The sequence below is a fragment of the Cyanobacterium aponinum PCC 10605 genome (genome assembly GCF_000317675.1).
Taxonomy (GTDB): Bacteria; Cyanobacteriota; Cyanobacteriia; order Cyanobacteriales; family Cyanobacteriaceae; genus PCC-10605.
Genome location: NC_019776.1, coordinates 2,525,134 through 2,543,561 on the forward strand (window position 1 = coordinate 2,525,134; position 18,428 = coordinate 2,543,561).

At 37.1% G+C, this 18,428-nt stretch carries 15 protein-coding genes; 3 read left to right on the forward strand and 12 right to left on the reverse strand.

The genetic code is table 11. The features are described from left to right. Window positions 1-278 precede the first annotated feature (278 nt). Together CYAN10605_RS10490 and CYAN10605_RS10495 are read right to left on the reverse strand one after the other, a co-directional pair. Window positions 279-2,462 carry a phosphoketolase family protein gene (locus tag CYAN10605_RS10490; RefSeq protein WP_015219913.1) on the reverse strand — a complete coding sequence of 728 codons (2,184 nt, stop codon included), beginning with the start codon at window positions 2,460-2,462 and terminating at the stop codon, window positions 279-281. Window positions 2,463-2,762: 300 nt separating this feature from the next. Beyond that, window positions 2,763-3,758, reverse strand: a complete 996-nt coding sequence (locus tag CYAN10605_RS10495; protein WP_015219914.1) for an adenosine kinase — start codon at window positions 3,756-3,758, stop codon at window positions 2,763-2,765. 176 nt (window positions 3,759-3,934) lie between these two features. Between CYAN10605_RS10495 and CYAN10605_RS10500 the strand changes: the two genes are divergently transcribed. Both CYAN10605_RS10500 and CYAN10605_RS10505 read left to right on the forward strand, forming a co-directional pair. After that, the gene (locus tag CYAN10605_RS10500; protein ID WP_015219915.1) at window positions 3,935-4,279 is read left to right on the forward strand and encodes a c-type cytochrome; all 345 of its coding nucleotides are present in this window, start codon (window positions 3,935-3,937) and stop codon (window positions 4,277-4,279) included. A gap of 197 nt (window positions 4,280-4,476) precedes the next feature. Next, complete coding sequence (locus tag CYAN10605_RS10505; protein WP_015219916.1) at window positions 4,477-4,872, forward strand: MAPEG family protein; 396 nt, start codon at window positions 4,477-4,479, stop codon at window positions 4,870-4,872. 205 nt (window positions 4,873-5,077) lie between these two features. Here the strand turns inward: CYAN10605_RS10505 and CYAN10605_RS10510 are convergent, their stop codons facing one another. The 8 genes from CYAN10605_RS10510 to CYAN10605_RS10545 all read right to left on the reverse strand — a co-directional run bounded on the left by CYAN10605_RS10510 (window position 5,078) and on the right by CYAN10605_RS10545 (window position 14,690). Beyond that, on the reverse strand, window positions 5,078-6,568 hold the full coding sequence (locus CYAN10605_RS10510; RefSeq protein ID WP_015219917.1) for a UDP-N-acetylmuramoyl-L-alanyl-D-glutamate--2,6-diaminopimelate ligase: 1,491 nt from the start codon (window positions 6,566-6,568) through the stop codon (window positions 5,078-5,080). 542 nt (window positions 6,569-7,110) lie between these two features. Continuing rightward, window positions 7,111-7,545, reverse strand: a complete 435-nt coding sequence (tsaE, locus tag CYAN10605_RS10515) for a tRNA (adenosine(37)-N6)-threonylcarbamoyltransferase complex ATPase subunit type 1 TsaE (protein ID WP_015219918.1) — start codon at window positions 7,543-7,545, stop codon at window positions 7,111-7,113. A gap of 481 nt (window positions 7,546-8,026) precedes the next feature. Next, window positions 8,027-8,320 (reverse strand): four helix bundle protein, encoded by a 294-nt coding sequence (locus CYAN10605_RS10520; RefSeq protein ID WP_015219919.1) that lies wholly within the window; start codon window positions 8,318-8,320, stop codon window positions 8,027-8,029. A 95-nt stretch (window positions 8,321-8,415) separates the two neighbouring features. Continuing rightward, window positions 8,416-9,597, reverse strand: coding sequence for an aspartate aminotransferase (locus CYAN10605_RS10525; RefSeq protein ID WP_015219920.1), 1,182 nt, complete (start codon window positions 9,595-9,597; stop codon window positions 8,416-8,418). Between the two features lie 223 nt (window positions 9,598-9,820). After that, window positions 9,821-10,873: a DNA cytosine methyltransferase gene (locus CYAN10605_RS10530; RefSeq protein ID WP_015219921.1), complete on the reverse strand. Its 1,053-nt coding sequence runs from the start codon at window positions 10,871-10,873 to the stop codon at window positions 9,821-9,823. Continuing rightward, a complete protein-coding gene (locus CYAN10605_RS10535) occupies window positions 10,863-11,597 on the reverse strand; it encodes a hypothetical protein (protein ID WP_015219922.1) in 735 nt (244 codons plus the stop codon). Before CYAN10605_RS10535 ends, CYAN10605_RS10530 begins: the two co-directional genes overlap by 11 nt. 52 nt (window positions 11,598-11,649) lie before the next feature. Further along, window positions 11,650-12,648, reverse strand: a complete 999-nt coding sequence (gene egtD / locus CYAN10605_RS10540; protein ID WP_015219923.1) for an L-histidine N(alpha)-methyltransferase — start codon at window positions 12,646-12,648, stop codon at window positions 11,650-11,652. Between the two features lie 233 nt (window positions 12,649-12,881). Next, on the reverse strand, window positions 12,882-14,690 hold the full coding sequence (locus CYAN10605_RS10545; RefSeq protein WP_015219924.1) for an aspartate kinase: 1,809 nt from the start codon (window positions 14,688-14,690) through the stop codon (window positions 12,882-12,884). A 515-nt stretch (window positions 14,691-15,205) separates the two neighbouring features. Between CYAN10605_RS10545 and CYAN10605_RS10555 the strand changes: the two genes are divergently transcribed. Continuing rightward, window positions 15,206-15,544: a P-II family nitrogen regulator gene (locus CYAN10605_RS10555; RefSeq protein ID WP_015219925.1), complete on the forward strand. Its 339-nt coding sequence runs from the start codon at window positions 15,206-15,208 to the stop codon at window positions 15,542-15,544. Window positions 15,545-15,658: 114 nt separating this feature from the next. Here CYAN10605_RS10555 and CYAN10605_RS10560 read toward each other — a convergent pair whose 3' ends face one another. Continuing rightward, window positions 15,659-17,191 carry a hypothetical protein gene (locus CYAN10605_RS10560; RefSeq protein WP_015219927.1) on the reverse strand — a complete coding sequence of 511 codons (1,533 nt, stop codon included), beginning with the start codon at window positions 17,189-17,191 and terminating at the stop codon, window positions 15,659-15,661. A gap of 92 nt (window positions 17,192-17,283) precedes the next feature. Continuing rightward, complete coding sequence (gene corA, locus CYAN10605_RS10565) at window positions 17,284-18,411, reverse strand: magnesium/cobalt transporter CorA (RefSeq protein ID WP_015219928.1); 1,128 nt, start codon at window positions 18,409-18,411, stop codon at window positions 17,284-17,286. Window positions 18,412-18,428: the final 17 nt, after the last annotated feature.

The window sequence follows — 18,428 nt, forward strand, 5'->3', positions numbered from 1 at the left end:
TAACCTCAGTTCGGTTTAAGAATATCTGATAAGGTTAGGTGTTAGGTGTCAGGTTGCAGGTTGCAGGTGTTAGGGGTTTTTAGCAAGGGGCTTAAGCCCCTTGTTTAAGTCAGTTCGGGTTAAGGCAATTTTATCATTATTTCTAAGAAGAAGCTATAAGGTTTTCTGACTACGAGTTGGTCTGCTTTCAGCTTATCCAAAACTCAGGTTAATTAATAACTTCTAACTCCTGTATGGGCGAATGGCCATTCGCCCCTAACTAACTCCGAACTTACGTGCTATGCTAATTGTTTCGCTCTGGAAACTAAAGCAGAAGCGGTTAAACCGTTAAATTCCATTAATTGCCCTGCACTAGCGGTAGTTTCACCTCGTTTCCATGCAAAGGTATCTCGTTTCGCATTACTACGCAACATAATAGGCTCTAACATCGCACTTGTGCCACCAGTTACCCCAATGACTGCATCACCACCGAATAAAGCCTCAAAACCTGCATCATCCAAAAAATTACCATCAGACGCAGTGCAAGTATCCCAAGCCACATCAGTGGGGCGATATAAACGACGAGGATTGATAACGGAAACGATACGCACTCCATAACCTTGGCTTTCCAATGTTTTCGCCGTTTCAAACACAGGGATTAAAGTCATATCACCGATAACCGCAAAGACGATTTTTTTGCTACCCTCAGAATCATGTAAGATAACTCCACCTTTTTCTAAGGCTTCTCTGGTTTGCTCAAAAGTAGTTAAAATCGGTAAAGGAGACTTACTAGCGGTAATCGTGATACCTTTATTTTTTGTGCCTAATGCCCACTCATAACAAACTTGAATACTATTGGCATCGCTAGGAAAGAGAGGGAAAACATTACCATTACGCATCATGGCGGCAAAATAGTTCTCAATTTCGGGGCGTTGATGAGTCCAACCATTACGCCCTTGCTCTAATGCCCCGGCGGTGAATAAAGTGATAGTAGAAGGGGTTTCCCGTCTCAATTCTGCCATTGCTTGGGTGACGGTTTGCCAAATGGGTAAGCCATTAATTGCAAAGGATTCATAAGAACACCATAGCGTACGAGCTCCAAATAAAGATAAAGCAACGGCTAAACCTGCACAGGCATCCTCACTTAAAGGCTCATATACTTGCCCTTGGGGTTGTTGGAAGTAGGTTTCATCGGTGGTAGGATGGACAATGTTTAAGCCGATATTGATGTTATTGATACCAGATGCGGCATTACCATCAGCATTTGTTACGACAAAATTGGGGTCATTTTTACCGACATGAACAACAATTTCACCCATAGCGGTAGTGGCAACTTTTTTCTCTCCCCCTACTTCATACTCAGTTAGAGGTAATTGGCCTAAGTCTGGTAAGGGTAATTCTTTTTCAGTAACGGCTACATCTACGTTTGAACCGCCGTTAGAGCGAACAAAGTTGGTGCGTACTAATTCCCATGCTTCTTTAGTTAAGGCTCTTTCTTGCAAAGCGGAGGCAATATAATCTTTATCAAGGGTATCTCCTGGGTAGAGGTTATGGGATTTTGCTCCTGTTTTGTGGACTCCTGCCCCTTTGAGTTGTTTAATTATTAAGACGGTTAATGTGCCTCCTAATGCTGATTTAGCGGCTTTGTCGGTGGCTTCTAAGACGGCTTGGGTAAATTCTAAGCGTTTTTCAAAGGAGAATCTGGTGCTATCAACATAATCACCCTCTTGGTTTGCGTCGTCAAAGTCTTTAGCGTTAACGAGGATGACTTCTTTAAAACCGTTACCTTGCCAATAGGCGATCATTTCTTCGTTGGTTTTGGTGGATACCATACTATGATGCTCTTGGGAGTAACCATTCCATACTAGGATGGGTAAGAAGTTGGTCACTTGAGGATAGGCAGTGTTGAAGTGTCCAAAGCTACTCATAACATAGGGTTCACCTAAACCACCGTCACCGATGGTAACAGGAAATAAAACGTTGGGATGTAATTTTGCCCCTGCCATCGCAAAATGTTGTCCTTGCCCAAGAGGTCCCGCAGGATTGAGTAATCCAGGAATTTGTCCTGATAAATGACCTAAAAGCCCGTGCATTTCCCGAAAACGCTCACTCATGTCTTCTACGGTGTGAATACCCATTTTTTCAAGGGATTTGTCCAGAAATACAGTACTGTAGTAACCCGGAGCGTGATGTCCTACTTCAGTAATCAGGTTTTTATGTCCTAACATGACTAGGGCGGAGATAACATCTGCACTACTAGCGAAACCGCCGGGGTGTCCTGATTCTTTACTAGCGGTAATGTGAAGGGTTAAATACCTTAAAGCGTCTGCACCTAGTAGGGTTTGATAGATGGCTTTTTTGTCACCTGTGCTAGAAATGGCTTTTTCATTAGGTGCGATCGCACTTTCTTGACCGTATTCGTTTAAATAAGGTAATTCTTCTTTAAAATATTGGATACCTTGATAAAATGGGCTAGTTGTCATATTAAGTTCGCTTTATGTTCTTATTTACTGCAATCTTTCATTCATTGTTACATTTTTTTGTCATTCAGTCCAATAAATAATTAATTACATTTGAATAGGTAATTGTATATGATCTGGGGTTGGTTTTTGAGGGATTGAGGAGAAGAGGAGATGAGGAGAGAGGGAGATTAGTTCGGGGTTAGGAGTTAGGAAAGAGGTTTCAGATTTCAGGTTTAGGGGAGTAATGAGTAGCGAGTAACGAGTAATTATCAACTATTCACTATTCACTATTTACCTTTGCCCTTTGCCCCCTTTTGAAGTCTAATTCTTAATTTGCTCAAGCAAAGATTGTAAAACACTGGTGTCTAATCTAGCTCCAAAACTGGTAACTAATTTGGAGGAAGCGAGGGAAGCTAGTTTTCCTGCTTTTTCCCAACCTAAACCATTGGTAATACCATATAATAGACAACCTGCATACATATCTCCTGCACCAACAGTATCGACAGCATTGACTGGATAAGGTTCAATTTCAATGATTTTTTCACCGTCAAAAATTAATGAGCCTTCTTTGCCACGGGTGATAGTAAAGGTTTTGGCTAGGGTTTGTAAAAATGCAATCGCATCTTCTAATTTATCTGTATTAGCCATTTTTAGAGCTTCAATTTCATTGGAAAATAATAAATCAACTCCATCACCGATAATCTCAAGGATACCATCACGGAAAAAATCCACCATATTAGCATCGGAAAGAGAAAAAGAAGTTTTTACCCCTGCCGACTCTGCTACTTTTTTGCCATGAATTGCCGTTGCTTTTGCCACAGGAGAGGAAACTAAATAACCTTCTATGTAAAGATATTGAGAGTCTTTTAAGGCTTCATCATCTATTTCTGTTAAACCTAAATCACTTGTAATACCTAAAAAAGTATTCATGGTGCGATCGGCATCTGGGGTAACTAAAACTAAGCATTTACCCGTAATACCTTCTGGGCGATTGTCTAAAGCTAAATTAGTATCTAAACCACAATTCACCAAATCTTCAAGATAGGCTTTACCCACTTCATCCGCCGCCACTTTGCAGGAATAAAACCCCTTACCACCTAGTTGACTAATTGCCACTAATGTGTTGGCCGCAGAACCACCAGAGGATTGTTTACAAGGGTTAGGAAGATGAGTTAAGACTTCTTTTTGTTGGGTTTCATCCATTAATGTCATTACCCCTTTATCAATGTTGAGTTGAGCTAATAATTCAGGAGTAACGGAGAATTCCATATCCATTAGGGCGTTACCCATACCATAAACGTCATATTTTTTGGTCATTGCAATTATTTTTCCAAATTAAAAATACACAATTTTTTCTCTATCCTTTTGGAATATAAGTGATTCTACTTTTGAGATAGAAAATTTAATTTTACCTTGATATTGAAACCAGAAAGAATGCCAAATTCCTGATGTTATGATAATTAAGTTATTTTTTTCTTCAACCTTAATCAACCATGACAAAATATTTAACTATTATTATTTCTTTAATTTTGACAATTAATCTTTTATTTATTTTCCCTGTTAATGCAGAAACAGTTATCAATAACCAGCCTCAAAAAATATTCGAGTTAAATTGTGCAGGATGTCATCCCAATGGCAATAATATTATTAGACGGGGAAAAAATTTAAAATTAAAAGCCCTTCATCGTAACGGTTATGATTCAGTAGAAGCTATTACTCAAATAGTAAGTAATGGTAAAAATAATATGTCTGCTTTTTCTAATCGTCTGAGTGAAAGGGAAATTAAGGAAGTTGCCGAGTATGTTTTACAACAAGCTGAGAATAATTGGAAAGGTTAACAGTTTCTTGACTTGTTAGGAAAAAAACTTACCACTAAGCTAAGACGCATTTAACTTACATTTTTTCTTAATTCTTGAAAATAACTCCAACGCTTACCTTTACCTATTGCCTATTGCCTGTCTTAACCAGACAACTTAAATGTAAACTAGCTTATTATTTATTTATAGAGCTTTTATTTTTTCAAGGAGTCAAACAAATGTTGTTGGGTGCAAGTTTAATTACAGTTTCGGCTTTATTAGTTTATTTTGTCACAATCATCAATGTTGGTAGGGCAAGGGCAAAATATAAAGTTATGCCTCCTGCAATGACGGGAGATGAAAACTTTGAAAGGGCATTGAGAGTACAACAAAATATGTTAGAGCAACTTGTTTTGTTTCTGCCTATAATGTGGATTTTTTCTTATTATGTTAGTGAATTATGGGGAGCAATTATTGGCGGAGTTTGGATTTTAGGAAGGGTTTTATATGCTTGGGGTTACTATCAAGAAGCGAAAAAAAGAATGGTTGGCTTTGGCATTAGTAGTTTAAGTATAATGGCTTTATTGTTGACCTGTTTATATAGTTTAACTATGGCTTTAGTTGGGAGTTTTTAATTCTTAACCTCAGTTTGGTTTAAGAATATTAGATAAGGGTAGGTATTAGGTTTCGGGTTTCAGGTGTTAGGGTGATGAGGGGATTAGGGGATGAGATGATGAGGGGGAAATTAATTAAACACTTTTTTTGCCCTTCTCCCCTTGAAAGGGGAGACACAGAGGGGTTTGCCTTTTGCCTCTTGCCTCTTGCCTTAATTACTAATTTTTAATTGCCCTTTTGACTTAGAGCTTTTCTTGCTTCTTCTCTATCATCAAAATGGATTTTTTCTGTACCAAGGATTTGATAGTCTTCATGGCCTTTTCCTGCAATTAAAACTCCGTCTCCTGATTGTGCCATAGAAATTGCTTCTTGAATTGCTAAAGCTCGATCGCACTGTACAATAGGTTTAATATCTTCGGGAATACCTGTGAGAATATCTGCAAGGATTTGTTCTGGGTTTTCTGTGCGAGGATTATCTGAAGTCACTACCACTATATCAGCACCCTGAGCGGCTATTTTACCCATTATAGGGCGTTTGGTACGATCGCGATCGCCTCCACAACCAAATACACAAATCATCTTACCAGAAATAAAAGGACGAGCGGCTTGTAAAAGATTTTCTAAACTATCAGGGGTATGAGCATAATCCACTATCACACTTATATCTTGATGAGGCAAAAAATGCACCCTTTCCATTCTTCCTGGCACACCGGCAAAAGCTGAGAGGTTTTCTGTAATCACCTCCAAGCTCACCCCTAAAGATAATACTGCACCGACACTGGCAAGTAAATTCGAGAGGTTAAATTGCCCTACTAAAGGAGAACTAAAATTGATACTACCCTCTGGAGTATGCAAAATCCCTTTAACCCCATCTGCCTGATAAGTTAAATCACTGGTGTATAAATCTGCCGAGGTGTTGTTGACGCTGTAACTCCAAACTTGTTTTTGAGCAAGACGCTGAATTAATCTTTGTCCATAATCATCATCATAATTAATAATTGCTCTCCCCCTTAAATAGTCTTCAGAAAATAGTAAGGCTTTAGCTTCAAAATAATCTTCCATATCTTTATGATAGTCAAGATGATCTTGAGTTAAATTAGTGAACACAGCTACATCAAAATGACAACCTCTGATTCTTTTTTGGGCTAGAGCATGAGAACTTACTTCCATCACTACATATTCATTCTTTGCTTCTAGGGCTTCTGCTAACTGTGCTTGTAAATCTACTGCAAAAGGAGTGGTATGGGTTGCGGTTTTCTGATAATCCTGCCAACGAGCGTATAAAGTACCGAAAAGGGCGGTTTTCTGAACAGCCTGATTCAAAAAAAATTCGATTAAATGAGTGGTGGTAGTTTTTCCATTAGTACCTGTAACCCCCACCATCTTTAATTTTTCACTAGGATAACCATAAAATTTAGAGGCTATGTCTGCACAGATTGAAGGTATATCATCGGCAACTATTACACAATCATTATCCGTAGGGGGGATTTTCTGACTTGCTTCTTGACTAATAATAGATGCGATCGCACCTTCTGCCAATGCACTTTGCCAAAACTCACCTCCATCAACTCTAGTACCGGGCATACCAATAAAAACATCACCAATACCACAACTATGAGAATTTGTCGTAATACCTTTAACTTCCTGATCCCAGTTAGGATGATTCGTAAGAGGGGTTAAATAGTTTAAATCAGCTAATAATTGACGTAATTTCATAAAATATCCCTCCAGGGCTGATATACAGGATTTTAGAATTATTTAATAATAGCGAAAATAGATTGATAGTTAGTGAAACTGATCACAATTTCCTGAAATCAGACGTAATATTGGGCAAAAAGCAAGGGGCGAGGGGCAAGGGGCAAAGGTAATTAACCTGAGTTTTGGATAAGCTGAAAGCATCCCAACTCGTAGTCAGAAAATCTTATAGCTTCTTAGAAATAACGATAAAATTGCCTTAATCCGAACTGACTTAAACAAGGGGCTTAAGCCCCTTGCCTAGGTCAGAAGAAAGCCCCTTGCTAAAAACCCCTACCACCCCAAAACCCTAAGCCCCTACTTCCCCCTTTCCCCTCATCACCTCATCCCCTCATCCCCTCATCCCCTAATACCTGCAACCTGCAACCTGACACCTGACACCTAAACTTATCGGATATTCTTAAACCGAACTGAGGTTAATTAGTTTCTCCTTAATACCCTAATCCCCCAATACAATACCCTAACCTTAATACCCTAATACCCCAATACCTTACCTTTTTCTGTTAAATATAAGTAATAAAGGCGTTTCTGCTAGAATCTGGGGTTAATTCCAAAATAATTTGCCAATAGTGTGGTGGCAGTTGGGGTAGTAAATCAGACCATTCGATGGCGGTAATACCTGCTTCTACTTCTATACCTTCCCAGTAATTTTGTAAATGTAAGTGTTTTACTTGCTCTGGATTTAAGCGATATAAATCAATATGGTAAAGGGGGATTTTTCCTTCTAAATACTCGTTAATGAGGGTAAAAGTAGGACTAACAATAGGTTCACTTATACCTAAGCCTTCCCCTAAACCTTGAATAAAAGTGGTTTTTCCCGCCCCTAAATTACCTTGTAATAACAAGACGGAATTAGGGGTTAATTTTTGAGCAAATTCTTTACCCAGTTTTTTTGTGGATTCCTCATCAGGAAGAAATATTTTTTTTGGGGTTTCCATTATTCTTGAATAAAAAATTAGGTACGAAAAAAATAGGAGTCAGGCGATAGAAATGAAAAACTTATTAATTATTAACTGATGTTACGCAAAAAGATAATTAGTTGTTGTTTTGAGGTATCAGGTGTCAGGTTTAAAGTCAGAAAAATTCACCCTTTTTTATTTTGACTTAGTTTTTCGATTAAACTATGTAACATTCTGCCAATTTCCTCACATTTGTTTAAAGTAACTTTTAATTCTTGCTCTTTAAGATAACCTCAGTTCGGTTTAAGAATATTGGATAAGGGTAGGTGTCAGGTTTCAGGTTGCAGGTTGCAGGTGTTGAGAGAAAGTAATGAGTAACAAATAATGAGTGTTCGGGGTTTTTAATTCCTAATTCTTAATTTTTCCTTTGCCCTCCCCCCTCGAGAGGGGGGATAAAGGGGGGTTCGCCTCTTGCCTCTTGCCTTTTGCCTTTTTTTCTCCATCATTCATAGATGAAAATTTATCCCGAACTCAGGTTAAGATAGCCTAATCGTCCTACAATCATCAAATGAGTTTCTAATTCTTTGAGTGAGCCATTTGCCATAGAAAGATGACGAATATAATCACCCAAATGATTTCTCCCTTTTCCTTCTGCGATGTTGGCAGGAATTGAAACTGCGGCTCTTTGTATTTGACTACTTAAACCATCAATTTCTGTTTTGGGAAATTGAGAAGTTAATTGATAACATATTACTACCAAATCCATTGATTTTTGCCAAACCGTTAAATCTCGATAACTTTTTAGTTCAATCATTTTTATTATTTCCTGAAACCTGAAACCTGAAACCTGAAACCTCCCTTAACTTAACACATCAATAAGTGCGTAACGTCAGTTATTAAATTATTAATTTAATATCGAATATTCGCTTTTTCCCAACGTTGTAGGGCTTCCATTAGGCGATCGCAATCTGCAATTAAACTAACCCTCACATAACCTTCTCCACCATCACCAAAAGCATTACCCGGGGTGACAACAACTCCTGTTTTTTGTAGTAAGTCAAGGGCAAAGTCAGTAGAATTAGAATTGCGGGGTACTGGTATCCACAAATACATCGTAGCGGAAGAGGGTTTTACATTCCATCCCATTTTATTTAAACCTTCGATGAGAAAGTCACGGCGTTTTTGATACCGTTGTTGCACCTCATGGATGTAACTATCAGGCAATTGTAAAGCTGTCTGTGCTGCCGCCTGAATCACGCTAAAAATGCCATAGTCGAGATTAGTTTTCAGGGTGCGCAAACCTTGAATAATATCGCTATTACCTACCACAAAACCAACACGCCAACCAGCCATATTATAGGTTTTAGAAAGGGTGTGAAATTCAACTCCTATTTCCTTTGCACCTTTAATTTGCAGTAAGCTAGTAGGTTCATAGCCTTCAAATGCTAATTCCGCATAGGCTAAATCGTGAACTAACATTACTTCATAATGTTTTGCCCATGACACCACTTCTTCAAAAAATGCCCTCGGTGCGGTGGCAGTGGTAGGGTTATTAGGATAGTTGAAATAAAGAATTTTTGTTTTACGGGCTATATCTTCGGGAATTTGGGTTAAATCAATTAACCAATCATTTTCAGCACTCAGTTTCAACGCATATATGTCCGCTCCAGCAATGGCAGGCCCTCGGTAATGAGCAGGATAAGATGGACTTGGTACAATAACAGTGTCACCGGGGTTAACATAGGCTAAGGCTAAGTGGGATAATCCTTCTTTTGATCCTAGTAATGGTAAGGCTTCACTATCTGGATTTAATTCTACTTGATAGCGTCTTTGATACCAAGATGCGATCGCATTTCTAAAATTTGCAGTTCCTTCAAAGGGTGGATAACCGTGATATTTTGCGACATTTAACGCCTCTTTTGCCGCTTCAATTACAGGAGTTGGGGCGAAACCGTCTGGATTACCCATCCCTAAGTCTATCAAATCTAAACCTTGTTCTCTGGCTTTGGCTTTTAATTCATCTAAACGGGCAAAAACATAGGGGGGTAAGGCACTTAAACGATTAGCACGATTAATCCAACTGGTTTTCATAGGTATATTAAATCTCTCTTAACAAATAAATAGATTGAGTATGCCCCAACATATTGATCAGCAATGATTTATTCTACATCAAGGGAGTATTATTTTAAATGAAGAGTCGGGATAATATTTGGCCTTATGGAGAGGAAAGGTAATATCATTTTAGCTTTTTAAGATACGGAAACTCACAAATGGAGTAAATTGATCATATTCTAAATACGATCAATTTTTGTTTCTAGCTTACAAATAAATTAAAATCAAACAAAGACATTTGACGAGGTTTAAATAATGGAGTAGGAGAATCAAAATTTTTTTCTAATAATTGTTTTTTGACCTGTTGAGCAATTTCCTCCACCATTGGAATAACGATGGAATTACCGACACGATTGTATAATTTAGAAGATGAGCCAATTAGTTTAAAGCTATCAGGAAAACCCATTAAGCGATAACATTCTCTGAGAGTTAATTTTCTAACTTTTCCATTGTGATAAATATAATATCTACCGCTAGATTCTTGAGAAGATAATGTAGGATGAGTGCCTTCAGATGAGTAAATTCTGTTAGGTTGTTTATGTACTCTTGATAAATGTTCCGTATTAGGGCGAGTGCCTTTTTTTCTGATATTTTTATTGCGATAACCTGCAAAAATAAGACCTGATAATTGCTGTTTAGGATTCTCAATCAAAGTATATTCATCTTCTTGTAAATATTCTAATTTTTCATGTTCATTTTCTAAAATATCTTTCAATTTTTTTTGTGGTTTTGTTTCTAATTTATCAAAATCAAATTGGATTTGCTCCAAACAGCCTATAATAATAGTTCTTTCCCTATTTTGAGGTACACCAAAATCTTTGGCATTTAATAATGTCCAACTGGTGGTATAACCTAAATTATTTAAAGTGTTTAATACAGTGATTAAAGTCTTACCATTATCATGATTTTTAAAGTGTTTAACATTCTCTAAAACAATTACTTTAGGTTGATGATATTCAATTATTTTAGCAATTTCAAAAAATAAAGTTCCTCTAATATCATTAAATCCTTTTTTCTCCCCCGCAATACTAAAAGGCTGACAGGGAAACCCTGCTAATAAAACATCAAAATTAGGTATATTTTTATGGTTAATTTTTCTTATATCTCCATCTGGCTTTTCTTGAAAATTTGCTAAATACATTTCTCGTGCATGAATATCAATTTCTGAACTAAAAACACAGTTAAAACCTGCCTTTTCAAAGCCCAACCTAAAACCGCCGATTCCAGCAAATAAATCTATAAATTTATAAGTCATTTTCTAACTCTTTTAACAGTTCAATCCACTTTTGTTTATGAACAGACTTTAACTCTAAGTCATCATATAGAGAATAAAATGCTAATACTGGTAATTTAGAACCTCCAAAAATTTTATAATTAAAGGAAAATTGGGAATCTAAAACTTTTATTATTTTATTAATTGTTAATTTTTCAGCATTATTTAGTGGTTGAATAACTACTTTATTTAATTGTTGAATAACTATTATTTGTGTTAGCAGTTCATGAAGTATATATTTAGGATTAATTTTTTGATTTTGGATAGTATCAAGTAATTCTAAAAATGCCTTTTTAACTTGTTTATTTCCTATTCTTCCTTGATAATCTAACGTATAAGGATAAGGTTGTTCTAATGAACGAGTTGTCCAACCGCTTTCAGCCATTGCTGGTAAACCTAATTCTCTTAATGTTGGTGATATATATTGAGTATCAATTACTCTACCAGAAAAACCTCCTTCAATTTGAGCTTGATGATTTCTAATGTCTTGTTCTGGGTGCAAAATTTTGTAAATAATTAAAGTGACAAGAACTGTGTAAACACCCTTTTGAGAAAAACATTTTTTGGCAATAATTTCAATGTTTTTAAGTGTACCATTATTTATCTTTGATGAATATGATTTTCCTTCAATAACTTCTTGATATATCGATATTAATAGCTCTTTGTAATTCATTGATAGGGTTGAGTGATTAGATTTAATCAACATTAGAAATTTAATTGGAATCTTAAGGAACTGAGTCTGTAAAACGTAACATAATTCATGACTCCTTTAATTGTGAGAGAATTAAACCAAACCACTGTTTTTCATCCGTCCAATATTTGATGGGTTTTAAACGATGTTGGGCTAAAAATTCTTCCATTTGCTCTAAATTAAATTTACGGGAAATTTCTGTTAAGATGCTTTCTCCTACTTCTATTTCTATCTTTAAATCTAGTTTTTTCAATTGTATTCTCTGCACTTGTTTTGCCCTTAAGTACATTTCTATTTGTTGCTCATTTTGGTTATAAATAGCATGGTGTTGGAATGAATCGAGATCAAAATTACCCTCATAACGTTGATTGAGATGAGATAACATATTTAAGTTAAATTTTGCTGTCACCCCTTGACTATCGTTATAGGCTTTTTCTAATATCTCCTTCGGTTTCTGCAAGTCTATACCTAATAAAAAATAATCCCCTACTTGTAATATATCTCTTACTTCATTAAAGAGGCGATCGCACTCTTCTTGAGTAAAATTACCTAGTGTACTACCGAGAAAAACGATCATACGTTTAGGCAAAGAAGAGGCGGGGAGTTGCAATAAGGCTTGTTCATAAGTACCTACCAAACCAAGAATTGATAAATGGGGATATTCGCTATGGAGTTGTAAAGCACTTTCTTTGAGGATTTCGCTACTAACATCAATGGGTACATATTGCCACGGTTGTCCTAAATTTTCATAAGCAGATAGTAATAGACGGGTTTTTGTGGAGCTACCACTGCCCAATTCCACTAATTCACAAACTCCTGTGAGTTCAGCAATTTCGGCACTAGCTTGTTGTAAAATTTCTGTTTCGGTGCGAGTGGGATAATATTCAGGTAAGAGGCAAATTTGTTCAAATAATTCTGAACCATAAGCGTCATAAAAATATTTGGCAGGTATTGTTTTTGGTGTTGAACTCAATCCCTCAATTACATCTTGACCATCATTTGCTATGGGTAAAATGTTTTCTAAATACTGAATTTCGATCGAACGCTTTTGGTTACTAGCAATCATAATAATAAATAGGGGTTGATGAAAAAGTGATGTCAGGTTTCAGGTTTCAGGTTTCAGGCTTCAGGTTGCAGGTGTCAGGTGTCAGGGTGATGAGGGGATGAGGGGGAAATTAATTAAACACTTTTGCCCTCCCCCCTCTCGAGGGGGGATAAAGGGGGGTTTGCCTCTTGCCTCTTGCCTATTGCCCATTGCCTTGTCTTAATTACTAATTTTTAATTGTCCTTTACTTAAAATTATCCCTCCTTTGAAGGAACTTCCAATAAAGTTTCCCCTCCTAAACCAAAGGCTTCATGGACAGCTTTTAAGGCTTGAATAGCTTGGGATTCATCCACAACACAACTAATTTTTATTTCAGAGGTGGTAATCATGGAAATGTTTATCTTTTCTTGTGCCAAAGCACTAAAAAATTTAGCCGCTACTCCGGGCGAACCAATCATCCCTGATCCAACTATACTTACTTTAGCGATATGAGGCTCAACTACTATTTCTTTGAATTTAATTTCTGATTGCAGTTGATAGAGGGCTTTTTTCGCTTCTTCTGCATCAGATTGAGCAACAGTAAAGGCAATATCACGCATGGGAATTCCATCTACTAAACGACATCTCTGGGATTGAATAATCATGTCAACGCTGATATTTGCATCTGCTAAGACGGTAAAGATTTTCGCCGCCATCCCCGGTACATCTGGTACAAATAAGATTGCTAACTGGGCTTGATTTTGATCTAAAGCAACTCCTCTCACTGGCACAAGATTGGCTATATCTTTACTATTATCGTTCAAAGTGACGCTAGAACTAGCTATATTAAAAGTTTCACATAAAGCAGCGATCGCACGATCGCATTCATCTTCTGCTACGATACAACTAACTTTCACCTCAGAAGTAGAAATCATCTGAATATTAACTTTTGCTTTTGCCAAGGCTTGGAACATTTGAGCCGCAATACCCGGTCTGCCTATCATTCCTGCCCCTGCGATCGCAATTTTTGCAATTTTCTTCTCTACTAAAATATCGGTGTTGCCTGAATCTCCTAGGATAGGAGCGATCGCCATTGCTACGGCTTCAGCTTTTGGTAAAACTCCTTTCACCACAGAAAAAGCAATATCGTTACTGTTACCCTCATGGATAGACTGAATAATTAAATCCACATCCACATCGTGACGGGCAATTTCCCCAAATAAACGAGCGGCAACCCCGGGGCGATCAGGAACACGCAAGAGGGCAACCTTAGCTTGGTCTGCGTCGTATTGTACCGCATCCACTGCTTTAGTAATTTCTAAACCGACTAAAGATTTACCCTGATTAGGGGGAGAAATTACCCTCGTACCCGGATCATCAGTCCAACTGGATTTTACCACCAACGGCATTCCAAAATTACGGGCAATTTCCACCGCCCTAGGATGTAATACTTTTGCCCCTAAACTAGCTAACTCCAGCATTTCATCCGCCGTAATCTCATCCATTAATTTAGCCGAAGGCACAATGCGTGGATCAGTGGTGAGGATGCCGGGGACATCGGTATAAATCTCGCAACAGTCCGCCTGTAATGCCACCGCTAAAGCCACAGCTGAAGTATCAGACCCCCCTCTACCCAATGTCGTGATTTCTAATTCTTCTCCGTGAATAATGCCTTGAAAACCAGCCACTACCACCACTTGCCCTTGCTCTAAATGACGATTGATGCGATCGGTCTTAATTTCTAAGATACGGGCTTTGCTATAGTTTGCCTCCGTCGAAATTCCTACTTGTGCGCCTGTGAGGGAAATCGCAGATTGCCCAATTTCTTGTAATGCCATGCTTAACAAAGATATAGATACTTGTTCTCCTGTAGAGAGTAACATATCCATTTCCCGACGACAGGGGTTTGATGTAATTTCGTGGGCTAATTTGACCAAGCCGTCAGTAGTCTTGCCCATTGCCGAAACCACCACCACTACTTGATTTCCTTCCTGTACTGTTTTGTAAATTCTCTTACTCACAGACTTGATGCGATCGGTTGAACCAACAGAACTACCACCGTATTTTTGGACAATTAGCGCCATAGCAAAACAAAAATAATTAATTTAATTGTAAAAATGTACCCAATAATGTTAACAAAAATTTGCTATCTCGACTCAATAAAAGAATTTACAATTAAGAACGAAAAATTAAAAAAGAAGGTGTCAGGTGTCGGGGTGTCTAGGGGATGAGGAGATGAGGGGAAATAAGTAATGATTAATGAGTGTTCGGAGTTTTTAATTCTTAATTTTAATTTTTCCTTTGCCCCTTGCCCTTTGCCCTCCCCCCTCTCGAGGGGGGAGAAAGGGGGGTTTGCTCTTTCCGCCATCACTCATAGATGAAAATTTGTCTTGAACTCAGATTACTTAAAACCCCGAACTCCGTTCACGACTGAAAGGAGTGTACGAGCACAGCAAACTCTCTGAATTTCGAACTCCCATAAGGTAATATCATTTATGTACTTATTTTTACAAAAACTCGTTGAATAAGAGTGTTAAAAAATAACAGGAAAATTGTATAAGGTATATAAAGGAAATTAAAATAGAAAGGAGATACTAATTTGAAAAAAATAGAAGCCATTATTCGTCCCTTTAAACTAGATGAAGTCAAAATTGCTCTGGTTAACGCTGGAATAGTTGGAATGACAGTTTCTGAAGTCAGAGGTTTTGGTCGTCAAAAAGGACAAACTGAGCGCTATCGTGGTTCAGAATACACCGTTGAGTTTTTACAAAAGCTCAAATTGGAAATTGTCGTGGAAGATGATCAAGTGGACATGGTTGTAGATAAAGTCGTTCAAGCCTCTCGTACAGGGGAAATCGGTGACGGTAAAATCTTTATCTCTCCCGTGGATGAAACCATCCGTATTAGAACTGGCGAAAAAAACCTAGAAGCTATTTAATTCAATTAATCCTAATGGTGGGCATTGCCCACCCTACTAGATTTATCAATCGTGAAACAGGCATCTTGCCTGTTGCCTATCTGAGTCGAAGTGTCGAAATAAAGTTAAATAAGGTTATGCTACGTTAAAAGCAATTCCTTCTTCTGTAAAACTAGAATAATTTTGTAAGATATTTTGCCTTTCTTCTTTTTCTACAAAAATATAACTACCCGGGTTTGTTTGGAATCGATAAATTTCTTGCCCTTGCTCACTCATAGCACCATAAGTATAAAAAGCTAAACCTTCTTCGGCAAAACCGTAGTCACCTTGCAGTATGGCTTGACGTTCTTCTTCCTCTACATATAAATAAGCTCCCGTAACATTAGTATTACGAAAACGATAAATGGGAATTAAGTCGTCTTCCATTTCCATAGATACTTGAAAAACTTCTCCTTCTTCCACAAAATTATAGTTATTTGCTAGGATAGCTTGACGTTCTTCGTCAGCTACATAGAGATAAGTTCCCTCTCCCGTACGGAAGCGATATATTTGTGTATTAAGTAGGCTATCGTTATTATTTAGGGAAATTGTTTCATTATCAAACTGTAAATTTTCCACATCATAAAGAGTTTTGGTATAACCAAATCCTGACACTGTAAAGGTATTTATTTCCTCAGAGGAGATTTCTTCGATCGAGTAATCAGAACTGTCTCCTGTTAAAATTACGGTATCAATGTCAGCATCTCCCCAAATTTCATCATTACCTAATCCCGGAATGATAGTATCATTACCTCCCGCACCGTGAATTAAATCGTCTCTAATTTCACCGTTAACATCTCCTGAAAGGATGTTATCATCTTGCCCTCCCCAAATGGGAAAATCCTCTATTTGAGCAGAAAGTGAGCCTGTATCAGACCATTTTGTTTGATGATAAGTGTTATCAGCACTATCACGAAATACTAGATAATGAAAACTACCATCGGCACCTTCGGCGGGAGTTAAAATTAAATCTTCTGATAATTGACGAGTTTCTTTTGTCCAACCTTCGGGCAATATGGCTTCTTCAAAAGCAGTAGCTACCTGACTTTGTTCTAATTGTCCTGATGCGTGCATAATATATTCATTACCCCATTCATCGATAACAAAATATCGATCGAGTTTGATAGCTTCAGGATTATCGGAAGTTAAGCCATCTTCATTCGCCCAAAACTTCATATTTTGCCCTTTATAGTTTGCGGTGACTTTTACCACACCTTCAGGGGGAGTAATCACAATATTTCCTGCATAATAGGGACTTTGACTGGCAATACCAGAATAATCAGTAGCATCATAAGGCCACATAGCATTAATTGCAGTGGACATCGCCGCCCATGTATAACCGTCTGAAGTAGTTACATAAGTTGTTACGCCGATTTCTTCCCCCGGAGAAGCGAGAAATTGAGATTCATTGAATTGTAAGTTGCGAGTAGTATTTTTAACATAAGGAAGAGGAGGAGTATAATCTACCCAAACTTCGTCAGGGATTTCATTATCTCCCTCTTGATTCGGATCATCTGCACTCTTATAAGTTGCGATCGCATCTTGAGGATTAACAGTGATGGAACTAATGTTGACGATTTCAAAGGCTTCCTCTAGGATGTTCCAAGTTAAAGTGATTTCGGGATTCATGTCCTTATAGATTAGTAATTAAACTTGTGACCAGTTACACAAATATTAGCTTATTTAACCAATAAGAAACATTTTATAGAAGTGACTGGAAATTACCACTTAGTTTTTTTGGAAAAATAGAACTTAAACCATCCTCTTTGCCAGAAAAAGAAAAGCATTAATAAGGCAATACTTAACATTAATAGTAAACATAAAAAATACCCCCAATGCCACTCTAATTCAGGCATAAATTCAAAATTCATACCATAAATTCCAGCGATAAAAGTTAGGGGGATAAAAATACTAGAAATAATAGTTAATAACGTTACAACTTCGTTCATTTTATTACTCATAGAGGACATTAAAACATCCATTAAACTAGAGGCTAATTCCCTGTAAGTTTCTAATATATCTAGTATTTGAATGGTATGGTAATAACAATCTCGAAAATAGATGTAAACCTCTTTACTGATAAGTTCATTTTCTTCTCTTGTCAGTTGATTAAATAAATTTCTTAGAGGCCAAATAGAACGTCTTAAAGCTAATAATTCTCTCCTAATATTATAGATTTCTTTGAGAGTTTTTTGAGTGGGATCTGCGACGATTAAATCCTCTAATAATTCTATCCTTTCTCCATAATCTTCTAATACGGGAAAGTAATTATCAATCAATGTATCTAATATTAAATATGCTAAATAATCAGCTCCTAAATTTCTAACTTTTCCTTGATTATTTTTGATGCGATCGCGCAATTTAGAAAAATCATCTATGGCATCTTCTTGAAAAGTTAATAAATAGTTTTTTCCTAAAACAAGGCTAATTTGTTCAGAAGTAAAACCCATTTCATTGGAATTAGGTTTAATGCAATGTAAAATTATCAATAATTGATTTTGACAATCCTCTAATTTTGGTCTTTGAGGCACATTGACCACATCTTCAAGAATTAAAGGATGTAATCTAAAAACCTCAGCAATTTCACGTAAAATCTTTTCACTGCCCAAACCCTGAATATCTGCCCAAGAAACTAAGTCATTATTCAAACAAGATTGACAATCTTTCGGTTGAATATCAGATTTTTTATAAGCCTTAATGGGATTATATTCAATCAGATTAATATGAGTGGGTAAAGCCTCTGGATCGATTATAATGCTACCGGGTTCACTACCCGGTTCATCATAGTAATAATCGAAGTAGTCTTCTTCTTGGATTTCCATTTCTGGAGGAAAAGGCTGCGCTCGCATTTTTACTTAATTTGAAG